Source organism: Aliiroseovarius sp. (genome assembly GCF_965228805.1).
Lineage (GTDB): Bacteria > Pseudomonadota > Alphaproteobacteria > Rhodobacterales > Rhodobacteraceae > JASBTN01.
Map to the genome: position 1 here is coordinate 1,748,715 of NZ_CBDDIE010000003.1, position 14,047 is coordinate 1,762,761.

The following is a 14,047-nucleotide window of genomic DNA, read 5'->3' on the forward strand; positions in this document are numbered from 1 at the left end:
CGAATCGAACGAGTGACAAGGACATTTCTTGCCGCTCTAATCAGATTATGTGTCATTCGACTTCAGAAACCTCGCGTGCAGGGTTGACCGTGGCCGCTAAGGAATGCTTGCGTGTGGTTGGGCAGCTTCTGGTTGTATCCGACGTTGTGCTTGATGAGTTGAGTGTTGCTGACCGCGGAACGAAACACACTTACGAGCGAAAAAATAAAAGAAATGGGGACCAGGCCCGACGACCTTAGGCATTGTGAAACCTACCTCTTGGGAAAGGCACAGATTGCCGCTGTTTTTGGAACCGAATTCCTGGAGGAGTTCGTTATTTTTGCGGCCCAATACCTTGAAGCAGAGCTGCTGACGGTCGGTGCTCTACGGCTAGCGGACACTGAGCGGGTAACAGTTCTTGCAAGCCATTGTTCTGAAATGGATCTCGCAGGTTTCGAGTATGAGACGTGCATCGCCCCCTGCCACGATGTGGTTACCTCTGGTCAGCAAAGAGTTGTTCAATGTGACCTTCAGCGACTTTACCCCGATGATGAGCTGTTTGAAGAACTCGGCTTTCACAGCTATGTTGGTTACCCCCTCAAGAACGCCGGCGGGAACGTCATTGGCCTTGTTCAGGCAAGCTGGAAGCGTGGAATAGGAAATCACACGACCAACAAGGCGATCGAAGTGTTCTCGGAGTTTGCGGCCCGTCTTTCGCATACTCTCGAAGCGGCATCGAGCCATTCGACACTAAGAGCCCTGGCCATTACCGGAAGTGACCTAGGCAAGGATGATGTCTTTCGGGTGTTGGCAGAAAACATCCAGTCAGCATTAACTGCGAAGGTCGCGTTCATCGCGGAGTGCAGCGAAGAAAGGCCGGACCACTTTCGGATCCTCTCCTATTGTCAAGGGGGCGAGATCATTGATGACGTCGAGGGAGCATTGGTTCCCTATTCGGAGACCCCTTGCAAAATGCTCCTGGGCCAGAAGAAAGCCGTGGTGGAGACAAGGCTATGGAGGCTCTTCCCCAACCAAGCGCATTTCAAGGAGCTCGGGCTTGAATCCTACCTAGGCGTCGCGGTCCATGACAAGCAGGGTCAGCTCATTGGCCACGTGGCTGTTCAGAGTGATCGAAACATGTCCTCTCGAATAGCAGACACAGATTTGGTAAACGTCCTCACAGATCGGATTGAGGTTGAGCTTCAGCGGCATCGCTCGGAGCAAAGGCATCGCGAAGCCGAGGCAGCTCTTTTTGTAAAGAAAAAGAATGAGAGCCTTGGGCTTCTGGCTGGGAGTGTCTCCCATGACTTCAACAACTTGCTGTCTACGATGATTGGCCAGACGGAACTGGCAATGCATGGCCTGAGGGAGAGCCATCCCGTGGCCGAAAACCTCAAAACTATCAGCAGTTGCCTCGATACGTCTTCAGAGTTGGTTGGGCAGCTACTGACCTATGCAAAAGGGTCTCCCTCGCCAGAAATGCGGTATCTGGATCTGAAGATGGTCGTTGAAGAGGTCATTCGGCTGTTACCCTTAGAAAAAGCCTCTCGTGAGTTCAGTCTGGACTTTCCTGAGGGGCCACTGCCAATTCTCGCAGATCATGCGCAAATCTCCCAAATGCTCATGAACCTGATCCTGAATGCGATTGAGGCGATGCAGGGGCGTGAAGGTGCTGTAAGTATTCGAGGCAGGTGCCACCATCTAACGCGGGAAGAGCAAGACCAATTCGTTGTGAGCCCAGGAAAAGTAATAACTGAGTGCGTGCTCCTGGAGGTTTGCGATCAGGGGATTGGAATGAACAGTGAGATCGCAACGCGAGTTTTCGATCCGTACTTCACGACGAAAGATGAAGGCAAAGGTCTAGGAATGGCGATGGTCGTTGGTACCGTAAGGCGACATAACGCAGCCATTTCCTTAGAGTCGAGGGAAAATCAGGGGACCTGTTTTCGCGTTGCATTCCCTTTGAACAGTAGGCCGCGTCAAACAAATGATCGAGAGACGCCAAAAGCTGGGGCGAGTACCCACCCGGGCGACGTCCGAAAGATCTTGGTCGTCGATGATGAGCCGATCCTGAGAGCAACGGTCGAAGCTCTGCTAAAGCTTCAAAATTTTAACGTGACTTTGGCTGAAGGTTTGGAGACAGCCAAAAGTGCGCTGTGCCATTTCGGTCCATTTGATTGCGCCCTAGTGGATATCACAATGCCCGAAGCTAATGGATGGCAGGTGAAGTTCGAACTGGAGGCACTTCAGCCTGACCTTGTTTGCGTCATGATGAGCGGTTACTCAATTTCACCGACGGATGCGGGTTTTCCAGAGATGGAGGGCACGCCGATACTTGATAAACCGTTCCGTGCACCAGATTTGGTTGCAGTTCTGCGCCAAGCTATGAAACTTCGGGTGGAGACGATTGCCGAAAAAGGCTTTGTCAATTGATGCACCGAACTGCCATAGCTTCAGCTTAGGTTTCTATCTCCTGCCAGGGCGAGAGCGCGGCCAGTTTAGGATAGATTCTGCCCCAATTGGAAATGTTCTCCCCTCTACCGAGTTTCGGGCTCAAACAAAAACACGAAGGTATCTGCTTGTGCTGAGAGCAGGTCATTCGAAACCGGTTCGGAGATTTGTTCATGTTTGAAAACTGGCCGGTCAAAATCAAACTCTCTTAATAGTCGAAAGAGTAATTGGCGGCGTAGAGCCGTTTCCTCACCATCAAAACAGTCAAGCATGTCACCACCTCACGCAAGCATTGGACGATCAGCTTCGGGTCGAAAAGAAAACAACCCGTTATTGTGGTAGCGGAAGCTTCTGCGGATTTTAGGTAAACCTGATCCAATGGATGACGACGGGCCTGTTGATGAACATCTGCTGATGCTGATTTGTAGTGGTTCAGATGTGATCTGACAGTTGGCCGTTTTTCCGGCGGCGTCTGTCAGGCCAAGTTCAGTTCACGAACTTTTCCTTCCAGATCTGCTTGCCTTCAATCATGGTCTGGAACGGCGTTCTGCCGCAACACATTTTGCCCTGATGAGTGCGTTGGTGGTTGTAGTTATGCAGCCATTCGTCGAGGTCCGTTTGCAGCGCACCGATGCTGTCGTAGAGCTTTTTGCGGAACGCGACCTGATAGAACTCCTGCAAAATGGTCTTGTGGAACCGCTCGCAGATGCCGTTGGTCTGGGGCGATTTCACCTTGGTCTTGGTGTGGTCGATGTCATTGATGGCCAGGAAGAGCTGGTAGTCGTGCTTGTCGGCCCGGCCGCAGTATTCCGTGCCCCGGTCCGTCATGATCCGCAGCACCGGCAGGTCGTGTTCATCGTGGAATGGCAGGACGCGATCATTCAGCAGATCAGCGGCAGTGATCGGGGTTTTGGTCGTATAGAGCTTGGCATGGGCGACCTTGCAATAGGTGTCGACATAGGTCTGCTGGTAGACCCGCCCGACGCCCTTCAGCGTGCCGACATAGAACGTATCCTGTGACCCCAGATAACCGGGGTGAGCAGTCTCGATCTCGCCGCAGGCTTCGTCGTCCAGTTTCTTCTTTTCTAAGGCCTGCACCTGAGCCTCGGTCAGGATGCCCCCTTCTTCGGCAACCTTGGCTTCCAGGGCTTTCAGGCGAGCCTTGAAGTTCGCCAGATCATGTCGCAGCCAGATCGACCGGACGCCGGATGGCGAGACAAAGATGCCCAGTTTGCGCAGCTCGTTGGAGGTGCGGGCTTGGCCATAGGCCGGGAAATCGGTGGCGGATTTGATGACCGCCTGTTCGGTCGCCTCGTCAACCCGATTGGCCAAGTTAGGCTTGCGCCGGGTGCGCTCAAACAGGGCTTCGACACCTCCGTCCTCGACTGCTGATTTATAGCGGTAGAACGTGTCACGGCTGTAGCCCATCACCTGGCAGGCTTTGCTGACGTTGCCCAGTTCCTCGGCCAGTTTCAGCAGACCGGTTTTGTGTTTGATGATCTTATCAGTAGAGTTCAGCATTGTGGTTGCCTCGTTTTGCGGTTGGGTTTGCACCACCATCAAAACGATCAACCATCATCTCCTTCAAGAGATGCGCCGCCCCCAGTTCAGCGTGCTGAGAAGGGGGCGGTGTCAGATCACATCGAGACTAATTCAGCTGATTGATGAACAAGGCTGGCGCCCGACTGACAAACAGTCTGCGCGCGCTAACATTTGATTATGACGCGCGCAGACATTCTGTTGAAAATTGCCAAGCGTTTGGCCCGGCGTGATGGGCCCCGACGGGTTCGCCGTCCTTCCCACCGCCGCACTCGATCCGCCCCTCCGTGCGGCGTCTCCTGCGGTCCCCGCGCTTGATGGGTCCGGGTCCCCGAGCTGCAGCCCGCCGGCCGCAAGACTTAAGACGCAAGTGCCCCTGTTTCTGTTATCTTCTCAAACTCCGGCAGGAACTCTTCGTGATGCTGCGACAGGTATCTTGCGATCCGCACATTGCTCAGCAGTTTCGAAATATACCCGCGGGCCAAAACAAGATCGAGATGATCTGTGCCGTAGCTTTCCTCGACGAGGCGGACCTCGCGCTCAAGATTGGCGGACTCGCGTTCCATGAGGTCTAGCTGCTCCCTGGAGATGCCCTTAATTTTCTTCGGTGCGGCCTCCGCCACGAGTTGCCTGTCAGGTGTCGCCGCCAAAAGAGAGCGTACGTAATTGATCGTGTACTTGTTCATCGCAACCATCAGCCTGGCAGCCTCGATCTGGCGCAGCGGCTTCATTTTCTTGAGCATCCGGAAACTGGTAAGGGCAACCTGCTTGTCTTTCAGAAGTTCGGCGGCCTCTTCGCAGATCCCGTCCAGAAGACGTCTCTTTTCCTGAAGGGTTTTAAGGTTGATATTGAGAGCCCGCGCCAGACGGTCTTCGGGGACGCCTAATGTCAATGCGCGCAGGATCATTTTATGCTCTTGGATAGTTGCTAGGCGGCTGATCCGATTGTTGTAGGTGAAGGCCTCATCATCTGTGGAAACGAGGCATTTTGCTGCCGTCTGGCCATGGTCTTTCAGTACTTCGAGCCTCAGGTGCCCATCCAGTAACGTATAGGCACGCGGATCCTGCCGGTCGCGCGCAACAACAATAGGTTCGACCAGCCCGGTTTCCAGAATGGTGGTCGCGATCTGTTTGAATTTGACGGTGGCTTTCTTCTGAGGCGTCACAAGATAGAGCGGTGCGATTTGGGCAAACGGTATATGCAGCAACTTGCGTTCAAAGGCTGCGGCGACAGTCTGTACTTCGTCTTTCGGTGTCATGCCGCAGTTCCTTCTGCCCGTGTCAGGCGGTCTGCGATTGTTTTCGGAATATTTGCCAAACCCTCGGCCCGCAGCAGAGTGACGAAATTCTCATCAGAGAGAAGAGCCTTTAGTGACTGCATGAGAAACAGCATTTCGCTTCGGGTTGCGCTCGCTTTGCGCAGTAGCATTCTCTTCTTTTCTACGTCGTTCTGGTAGGTTCTGAGCAAGCTTTCGACAGACAGGCTCTTTCGCGACTTTCTTTCAGCTGTTGCCCGCCCCTTGCCATGCAGCTGTCGGGCCTCGACGAGACGTTTTGCGGCCATAAGGCGGCTGCCGCGCAGAATGTTCTTTTCATAGGCCTGCCTGAGAACCGTCTGCACGCCGACTTCATCAGCTTCGGCAATGTCAACGGCAACACTGACCGGGATTTTTCCGCTCTCCACTGCACGAAGCAAACGATGTTCTTGGCTCTCAAGCAGCCGGAGGACGCCATGCACGTATTTTCTTGAGAGCTGCGTCTTTCCGGCAATTTCACGTTCGGTGTAGCCGCTGTCCTTGAGGCGCCTGATATCTCTCAGCAGGTCCAGTGAGTGGTGCTTCCTTCGTGCCAGGTTTTCGACCAGGCTCATGACAAGGCAATCTTCGCTGCTGGCAGTGATAACGACAGCAGGAATTTTCTTTTGCCCTAAGGCCTTGAAGGCCTCCAGCCGACCCTGGCCGCATACCAGCTCATAGGCAGGTTGCTCATCAGGCCCGGTCTCGCGTGCAGCTACCGTTATTGGCCGTTTCAGGCCTAGTTCGGCGATATTGGCAACGATCTCATCGAATACCTTTTGATTGCGCACCCGCGGATTGATCACGGTGACCGCGTCGACCGGAATCAATTCCGTGTGCTCTTCCTGCGTGCCGATCATCATGCAGCCTCCTGAACCGAAGAACGCGAAGCCATGCGGAAGAAGTGTTCGAGATTGTCGAACCGGTAGGCGTCGAGGGACAGGCCATTGCTTTCCGAAAAGCGCAGCTTTGGAAGGGTAATGTCAAACATCGGCAGCAGGTAGAAATCAAGCGTTGCGTGATTTGCCTGATCCATACGCGCAACAATTGTAAGGTCCGGAACCAAACCGGTATCCAGGCGGATAACCCAACGAAAAGCTCCGGCGCTGGTCTGTCTGCACCTGGCAATAACAAGTGATGCGGAAAACTCTCCGTTTACCGTCAGCAGGCCGGTTTTTCCGTCATGGTCAACATGCCCGCCAGCGGCCTCAACCCCGTCGGCAACGTCACGCAGGATGTTCGAATGGACTTTGCGGAGCCGCTTGTTGATCTCAATGTACCTGTAGTCCCTATCCGGCGTGAAGCCGACCAGCTTGTAGGCGCGCAAGAGGCTGCCGAACCTGCTTTGGTACGCGCCGCTGGATGGCAAGCCTGGGGCTTCGTTTATAACAATCCCGGACAGAAACCCGTGGGTCTGAAGAGCGTCCCGCAGCCCGTTCAGCATTTCCTCATCTGAAAAACGCCGCACTCTTGAAGCAATAATTGCACCGGCAGCGGCAAATAGGGCGGCGTCAACGATGGCTTCAAATACACCGGCAGCACGCACCCAGTCGCCCGGTTCATTGCGCACATGGCGCTTCTTCAACTTGAAGGAATTGCGGTTCCAGATGTTGTTGCCAATGTATTTCTCATTGGTGAGCAGTTGGCGGATGACCGGCGGCGTCCACTCGCGGCCTAGATCGGTTCTGGTACCGCGCGCGTTCAGATCTGCTGCGATTTCTTTTTCGGACTGGCCGTGATCCACGAAGTTCCGGAATATCTGATTTACGATGGCGACTTCTTCTTCAGGCCCCGGCACCAGAGTCACACGGTCTGTCTGAATACTCTTGTGCTCGCCGCGCTGCAAAATCCCCTTTTGGCGTCCGCTTTCATCAATCAGCATGCGCCGCAAGCCGAAGCCAGGCGCGCCGCCCTGGCGGAAACCGAGTTCAATCAGGCGGCTCTGGCCGGCAAAGACTTTCTGCGAAAGCTCTCTGCTGAATTCGCCGGCCATCGCCCGTTTGACGCCTTTGACGATAGTTGAAACAGGGCTGCCGTCGTTTTCAAACTGCTCAGCGCAGTACTCCACCGATATGCCAGCCCGCTTGCAGATGTACTCGTAGTAGGCACTCTCGTCAGCGTCTTGGAAACGGCCCCAGCGGCTTACGTCATACACAAGCACTGTCCTGAAATCTGCATGGCCAGCTTCGATGTCTTCGATGAGCTGGGTCAGACCGGTCCGGCCTTCGATGCGCAAACCGCTTTTACCCGCATCCGAGTAAGTTCTTATAATTCGATAGCCGCGCTCATCTGCGTAACGCGCGATGGCATCCGACTGGTTTTCTGTCGAGTAGCGCTGATGCTCAGTCGACATTCGAACATATTGGGCCGCAGTATTGCGCCGTCTGTTCTTGTCGTAATCGTCGTTTGGCCAACTCAATGCTCTGGCCCTCCGTTTTTCAAGTTCGCAAATCTGCGCAAATGATCCGCGATTCCTTCCATAGTTGTAGCGGCAGAGGATCGGAAACATGTTTCACAAAACGGGCAACACATTTCATCGGACGGGCCAAGGAGCGGTTTCTTCGGTAGAATATCGAGAGGCAATCAGCGCTGCACTGTCTCAGGAATTGGTTGGTGCGGGCCGAGCTGCCAAAACCATTATCAGGTGGACAGATGTGACCGAACGTACTGCAAAGAACTGGATATCGGGCTCTTATGGGCCAGCAGGTGAACACTTGATTGAACTGATGCGGCACTCAGATACCGTCTTGGCAGTCGTTCTGGAATTGGCGGGAAGGCAGGAGGTTCTTTTGGCGGAGCGCATCAAGCTTGCTAGGCAGGAGTTGGCCAATGTTCTGAGCAGGTTAGACGAGATTTGCGGCGGGCCGACATTGTAACTTCTTGTGGTTGGCGGAACAGCTGGACGTCGCGAGCGTGGACCTAGTTCTGGCGGACAGAGGTGGGGGATCAGACATGCATAGCCCGACCAGGGGCCGGGCACGCACTTCTTTTTCGTTTGCGCGAGAATCTGCATCCACGCGGTATGATGTTCAGGTTTGGTCAGTTTGATGGATATGTTGATAAGTTTAGTGACCGCTCGATGCCCATACAATTTGTTGAAAATGCTTACCAATCAGTGAATGTGGACAAAAAAACACTCCCGATTGACACCGGGGGAAAGAGACTTCCACTCTCTTAGAGGTGGAGGAGCGCCACGCAGATCAGTGTCGTCGGTTTTTCGGAGTGAATACCCAGCCAAGTAGGATGTAGAAAAGGGAGAAGGTTTGCCCAAGTAACCACAATTTGGGCGACTTGCATCCCGCCCAATAGGACTAAGCTAGATTCCTCTTCAGCGCGAATGGATGGCTGCTATGCCGCCATCGACTTGAACGCAGCAATCGCTGTCGCAACCTGGCCGAAATTCATCACGCCATCCACAGGTGGCTTTGGGGCGCCGTGGCCATAGATCTGCTCAGAGCTCGCCTCGGTGTAGTCACGGATCATGTTCAAGCCTCGGTGCAGTGCAGGGCTGATCGCGTCGGCTTCCGCGTCCAGGATCGTGTCGATCGCGAACGTGATGTTTGTCAGAGACAGCGCGATTTGCTGAAGCTTTGCTTGGGCGTCGGCAGGCTGGTGGCTCATATGTTTACTCCCCGTTTAGCATTGGGTCATAAATCGGCCACATTCGTTAATGGTCAGTTAACAAGCACTCGGATCGGAGAGCGGATCGCGGATTTTTGCCTGCGACGTTTATGCTGCCTCCGGTTCCTTACGTCCTTTGGGATAGTTGGCAGGTAGTTTGCCGACCTCCTCCAGTGCAAATCGTGTGATCATTTCGGCAATTGAGCCGGGTTTGACGGAATCAGATTGCAGGTCCGCAACCCATTCCTGTTCCAGCGACTTGCCCGCTAGCGCGTCTTTGGTCTTCATACCGTTTTCTTCCCCAAGAAACACACACTCTGGTTGGTGGCAGCATGAGAAACACACATAGTTAATCGTACGTTAACGCGCGATGGTTGACGGATATTCGCTAAATGGTTGTGCGCATTGCTGCTACATGTTGTGACAATCGCGTCTGCTTGCCATAGGACAGACGACGCTCGCCTCGCTTTCGTTGTAACTCTTGGCAGCATCTTCCGAATCCGCACGTGTCGGAGACTCAGTTCGTGCTCATTAATACAAGACACTTTTCGTTCTCTGAAATCGATCTGCCTGAGCCCTATTGAACTGAGACAGTTCGCTTGTCCTTTTCGCTCAATAGGGGGAGCGTAACATCGTTGTACGTTGGATTTCGATTGTGTTGATTAGCACTTGGGAAGTAGTTTTGGCATTGGTTCTCCCTGGAACTGGCTATTCTATTCTGCACAATGCGGAAGGTATGGAGAACCGCCCATGAGCACTGACGAGAACAAATGTGCCCGAATAGCCGGTGCGAATTCTCATCCGGACATACACCAGATCAACGATTGGTTTCTGCATGGTCCACAGAACCCCAGAATTGAAGAGCTAGTTCGAGAACTGACACTGGAACGAGGCATACGACTTTCTGAAGTTGAGGAGCTCTTGAGCTTGGCGCTCGAAAACAAGCTTCTTGAAATGAAGTCATAAAGCCCTGCTATGGCGGAGGAACCACAGCACCGGATCTTGTTCGAGGCATAAAGAGAACGAACAAGCTGGCGCGGAATTATTTCGTGTTGGGCGCTCAAGTTAGGAACGGATGGAAAGAGCACGCGACCAGCATGGTAAAATCCATCCGTTCCATCAAGGTGGCGTCCGAGTGAACGAACTTTTCGCGTCTAAATCATAGTTCATAGCGTGCGTTCGTTTCAAGAGAAGCGAGGCTGACGGAACTACCGGTGAATCGTGGAGCACAAAACGTTCAAAGTTTTAGTGGGTGACGCTTTCGTTTCCACTGGGTCCCACATGCCCTGTGGTGAGCGCAGAGGATCACAGGTCAGATAAACTCCTAGTTCGGTTGAGTGCGACTTGGAGCCAGGCTGTTCTCACGAGTTCCTCCGCAGGCAATCTTAGTCGACGGAAAAGGTAACATTAGCACTGTGCCAAATTTAAGATATGTATTGAATTCAATTGGGTGCGAGGTTCCAAAAGGCAAAAATTCTGTACGTTTGACACCAAAATTGAACACCACACGAACCTGACCCACCCGTCAGAGTGCGGCCAATTCGCTAATACAAGCGCCGCTGTGTCATCTTCAGTACTTGCTCTGACAGGCGCCAATCGGCGGCCATATGGGGCAGTACATCGAAACCTATGAGTTCGCAGATGGCAGCACCTGTACCGCCGAGGATCTTGCAGGCTTTCTGAGATCTTGATCGCTTGAGTTTTCACGAGGCGGCCGGGGGATCCGGCCGTTTCTTTGTTCGCTTTCCCTGGCTTATGGTGCACACCTCTGACACTGCGACGGGATCCACCCGGTTTCCTGCGAATGAAATCTAGTGCGTGCTTACGATCGGCGCGTTGTAGATGAGACGCTCACCGGAGATTGGGTATGCAGCGCTTTCAAGAAAGAACGACGGTCTCTCAGGGGGTAATACTGGACCTGTAGTCCCTGAGTGTTTGCAGCGCGTCAAGCATTTCCGGAACCGGGCGAGAAGCGCCGTGGGGCTGGCCTTGACCCGCAATTTTCATCGCCCATCTTAGCATCGCACTCTGATCCAGACTGGGGTCACACGGATCCTTGAAACGCTGGCTGTTGGTTGGATTCCAGTTGTCCCCCATCACGTCGATGGCTTCCAATCGATCAATTCGTTGGATTGTGAACCCGAATCGCCCTCCGGGCACACATTCGTAGCCTGGCGCCACATAGACGCTCGCACAGGCATTTAGCAAAGGAGGGGTGTTGTCGCTGATCTCAAACACGGGAACAATCTCGATCTCCCCGCCTCTTTCCCGGCAGATATACCCCGGGCTGATCTCGACCGCGGCGCAACCATTCACGATGGGCTGGACGGGCGCGACGGGTTCCAAAGCCTCGTCAAGCGAGATAACCACCGGTGCGCCATCTCGGATGACACAGATTGCACCGGGTGCAAGGCGCATAACGGCGCAGTACCTGAGGTATAGCGCCCTGTTGAAGGAGGCCTCGTCAAACACCTCGACCCAAGTGCCGTTTCGAAAAACGCACTTGTGATGTTCCCGCATGACGTAAGCGGGGTTGCTGCATCCCCCAACCAAGGTGGTTACTTCTTCTCCTGCATCCAGTTTCCGCGCCGCTTCCTCCATTTCCTTGCGCTCGCGTTCCTCGATCAATGCCGCTGCCTCTTCGGCCGCTTGAGCAGCGCGAATTTCCTCTTCTCGTTCCGGAATTGCAGCTTCAGTGTCGGCGATACGTTTCTCTTCCTCATCCAGTTGTTTGCGCTTTGCCTTCAGCGCGTCATCTCGTTTGTCGAAGCTATCTTGCTTTGCGACACGTTCTTCCTGGGTCGCATCGGCGTCGCCTTCGGCGTTCTTCCAAGCGTCCTCGTCTCGCCTGAGGTTCGCTTCGGCCTCTGCCAACCTTATCCGTTCGTCAGCCAACGTTTTCCTGGCTTCCACGATCGCCGCCCTTGTGTCGCGAAGCTCCTGTTCAAGGTGTATGCGTGTTGATCTGATCGCACGAAGCTCTGCAATCCACTTCATTCATCAGGGAAAACGCACTTTTCTGGCTGACGCGGATGTCCGGTGCAACCAGGTATGCAAGCGCCAGGCTTGCCGCACGATGGATCTTGCTGCTTCTGCTACCGAAGAAATCCGTGTTATCGGGGTGGCTCATGAGGATGAGAGACATGGAGGGCGTTGCCAGACCCAGATCGACGCCGTGGGCGACGACGTCGTTGAAGATTTGGTATTGTGCCTCAAATGAGGGTACACCTGATCCGCTCAACTCCAGCGCCAAGGCTAGGAAGCCAATGCTCTTGATCAACGCTTTGGTGTCTTTTAAGTGCCCATTGCTTCCGCATCCCATGGTTGAAGAAATCGAAAAGATTGATTGATACTGGGATGCGTCTGAGGGGCCGGAGAGGTGATCGCTCAGGCACGGAAGAACAGGCGCGTTTGAGGCGAGGCGACTTTCGACAATTGCGTTCAGGGCTTTGGTATCTCGCGGGTCGATCGGCGGGTCCAGGTAATCACTCAGGTCGAATTGGCTATACTGCGCGGTCGCAGGGGTAAGCGAGAGAAGAACAAGAAGCAGGCAGACAAGGCTGAAATTCGAGAAAGCTCGCATTACTTCTTCTCTCCAAAAAAATGCCAACGGGTTTGTTAAAGAGATAGCTCTAGGTTGTAGCCCTCAGTAATCCATGCACCCGCCAAGCAATCAATCTAAATGTGTGTTGTTGTTTCTCGGAGTGCTGGCGAGTTGGGCAAGCTCCGCGGTATGTCGCTGCAGTAAATGAGGTAAGTCTGGGAGTTAGCCTGTCGCCGAGGGCTGGGTTGGTGGGGCGGATAGTATCCTCTTCCGCAGAGGGTCGGCGCGTAGAGGCCCGCGCTCAACGACAATGACCTTCTCTGCATCGTAAGCGTTGCAAAGAACACCTACAGGCTCACTTTCAGAAGCCACCTAGTACATGCATGTTGGTTCTACGCGCCAACTGAGGCAACTAGATGCAACTCTGTTCGGCCCGAACCGGACCTTCACCGCCGCCTCAAGATGCTGCGACGCGTTCTGTCGAAGCGGACCTTGATCGACTGCCAGAAATATCTGCTGCGCGGGTCAACGACAATCGTCCGCCATTGCCCGTTCAACGTCCAGGTCCCTTGGTATTACCTGATATGGGGGGCTTCAGAGACAAATTTGAAGGCGTGCCATATCGCCGCTGTCCAGAGCTGCATGATGTCAACCGCCTGAGTTCCCCGGCCCGGAAACTTCGTAGCTTCTACCTCTGTTGCCGAATTCCCTGCAAAGCCTGTTCGTATCTCTTGAGCGGCGGATAGGCTTTCTCGAGCGCGGGAATGTCGGCCTGATAGCCGTGGAGTTTGAACCAGTGGAACATGGTGTAGACCTCGGCGCTCATCGGTTTGAACATCCAGGCAGGTAGGGTGATGTGGAAGGGCGGCTTACCCATGACCCTGATAAAGGTCGATTTGATCTGCTGGTGGGTCAGCTCGTCGCCAGCCAGCTCGACCGCCCGGCCCATGTCGTCATCGGCATTCAAGAAGCAATGCGCGGCAAAACCACCGATGTCGTCGACATCGACGACCTGCAATGTCTTGCCCCCTTTCAGGGCCCAGGCCAGCAAGCCCCAGCTGATAAAGCCCATCTGGCCCTCGTCCAGCAGGTTGGCGATGAAATAGGCCGGGCGCACGAATGTACAGGACAGACCCAGTTTGACGATATGCTGCTCGATCTCGAACTTGCTGTCAAAATGCGGAATGCCGGAGTTGCGTTCCGCACCGCCCACCGAGGAATAGACGAAGTGCTGCACCCCGGCCGCCTTGGCGGCATCAGCCAGCGCCTTGCCCTGCACAATCTCGGTTTCGACACTGCTGGTCCAGTTGTTCTGTACCGAAAAACACGCCATGGGCGCCGTCCAGGATCGGGCCCAGGGTTTCGGGCTTGTCCAGATCGCCTTGCACCACTTCAACGCCCATTTCGCGCAGCTTTTGCGCTGCCGGGCTGTGCAGGCTGCGTGATACAGCCTTGATTGCGAACTCTGTGTTCAAAAGGTGACGCACAACTGCGCCACCCTGGTTGCCGGTTGCGCCGGTTACAACGATGGTCTTGGTCATTTTCTGTCTTTTCAATCAGGTGGAGCCGATCCCGTCGCCGCAAGATGCGGGGCGGACGAACGGCAGGTTTCGTTGAG

13 protein-coding genes are annotated in these 14,047 nt (G+C 54.3%); 3 read left to right on the plus strand and 10 right to left on the minus strand.

The genetic code is table 11. From position 1 onward, the window contains the following. Nucleotides 1-162: 162 nt before the first annotated feature. Nucleotides 163-2,412, plus strand: coding sequence for an ATP-binding protein (locus ACO07D_RS09825; RefSeq protein ID WP_421702757.1), 2,250 nt, complete (start codon nt 163-165; stop codon nt 2,410-2,412). 504 nt (nt 2,413-2,916) lie between these two features. Here the strand turns inward: ACO07D_RS09825 and ACO07D_RS09830 are convergent. The 4 genes from ACO07D_RS09830 to ACO07D_RS09845 all read right to left on the minus strand — a co-directional run bounded on the left by ACO07D_RS09830 (nt 2,917) and on the right by ACO07D_RS09845 (nt 7,773). After that, the gene (locus ACO07D_RS09830; RefSeq protein WP_421705010.1) at nt 2,917-3,951 is read right to left on the minus strand and encodes an IS481 family transposase; all 1,035 of its coding nucleotides are present in this window, start codon (nt 3,949-3,951) and stop codon (nt 2,917-2,919) included. A gap of 377 nt (nt 3,952-4,328) precedes the next feature. Further along, nucleotides 4,329-5,228 carry a plasmid partitioning protein RepB C-terminal domain-containing protein gene (locus ACO07D_RS09835; protein ID WP_421702758.1) on the minus strand — a complete coding sequence of 300 codons (900 nt, stop codon included), beginning with the start codon at nt 5,226-5,228 and terminating at the stop codon, nt 4,329-4,331. Then, entirely contained in the window at nt 5,225-6,127 is a 903-nt protein-coding gene (locus tag ACO07D_RS09840; RefSeq protein ID WP_421702759.1) for a ParB/RepB/Spo0J family partition protein, read from the minus strand. Before ACO07D_RS09840 ends, ACO07D_RS09835 begins: the two co-directional genes overlap by 4 nt. Further along, entirely contained in the window at nt 6,124-7,773 is a 1,650-nt protein-coding gene (locus ACO07D_RS09845) for a recombinase family protein (protein ID WP_421702760.1), read from the minus strand. The genes ACO07D_RS09840 and ACO07D_RS09845 overlap by 4 nt, the downstream gene beginning before the upstream one ends. Between ACO07D_RS09845 and ACO07D_RS09850 the strand changes: the two genes are divergently transcribed. Then, nucleotides 7,772-8,140 carry an XRE family transcriptional regulator gene (locus tag ACO07D_RS09850; RefSeq protein WP_421702761.1) on the plus strand — a complete coding sequence of 123 codons (369 nt, stop codon included), beginning with the start codon at nt 7,772-7,774 and terminating at the stop codon, nt 8,138-8,140. The two genes, ACO07D_RS09845 and ACO07D_RS09850, sit on opposite strands and share 2 nt — an antisense overlap. Before the next feature lie 472 nt (nt 8,141-8,612). Here ACO07D_RS09850 and ACO07D_RS09855 read toward each other — a convergent pair whose 3' ends face one another. Together ACO07D_RS09855 and ACO07D_RS09860 are read right to left on the minus strand one after the other, a co-directional pair. Further along, nucleotides 8,613-8,885, minus strand: coding sequence for a hypothetical protein (locus ACO07D_RS09855; RefSeq protein ID WP_421702762.1), 273 nt, complete (start codon nt 8,883-8,885; stop codon nt 8,613-8,615). 108 nt (nt 8,886-8,993) lie between these two features. Continuing rightward, a complete protein-coding gene (locus ACO07D_RS09860) occupies nt 8,994-9,173 on the minus strand; it encodes a hypothetical protein (protein ID WP_421702763.1) in 180 nt (59 codons plus the stop codon). Between the two features lie 462 nt (nt 9,174-9,635). Here ACO07D_RS09860 and ACO07D_RS09865 point away from each other — a divergent pair, with 462 nt between their 5' ends. Continuing rightward, the gene (locus ACO07D_RS09865; RefSeq protein ID WP_421702764.1) at nt 9,636-9,851 is read left to right on the plus strand and encodes a hypothetical protein; all 216 of its coding nucleotides are present in this window, start codon (nt 9,636-9,638) and stop codon (nt 9,849-9,851) included. A 933-nt stretch (nt 9,852-10,784) separates the two neighbouring features. On the opposite strand, the gene ACO07D_RS09870 is transcribed toward ACO07D_RS09865, so the two are convergent. The 4 genes from ACO07D_RS09870 to ACO07D_RS09885 all read right to left on the minus strand — a co-directional run bounded on the left by ACO07D_RS09870 (nt 10,785) and on the right by ACO07D_RS09885 (nt 13,970). Next, nucleotides 10,785-11,798, minus strand: a complete 1,014-nt coding sequence (locus ACO07D_RS09870) for a hypothetical protein (RefSeq protein WP_421702765.1) — start codon at nt 11,796-11,798, stop codon at nt 10,785-10,787. Between the two features lie 31 nt (nt 11,799-11,829). After that, nucleotides 11,830-12,468 (minus strand): hypothetical protein, encoded by a 639-nt coding sequence (locus ACO07D_RS09875; RefSeq protein WP_421702766.1) that lies wholly within the window; start codon nt 12,466-12,468, stop codon nt 11,830-11,832. Nucleotides 12,469-13,117: 649 nt separating this feature from the next. Then, the gene (locus tag ACO07D_RS09880) at nt 13,118-13,762 is read right to left on the minus strand and encodes an NmrA family NAD(P)-binding protein (protein WP_421702767.1); all 645 of its coding nucleotides are present in this window, start codon (nt 13,760-13,762) and stop codon (nt 13,118-13,120) included. Further along, entirely contained in the window at nt 13,686-13,970 is a 285-nt protein-coding gene (locus ACO07D_RS09885; protein WP_421702768.1) for an NmrA family NAD(P)-binding protein, read from the minus strand. The genes ACO07D_RS09880 and ACO07D_RS09885 overlap by 77 nt, the downstream gene beginning before the upstream one ends. Nucleotides 13,971-14,047 lie beyond the last annotated feature (77 nt).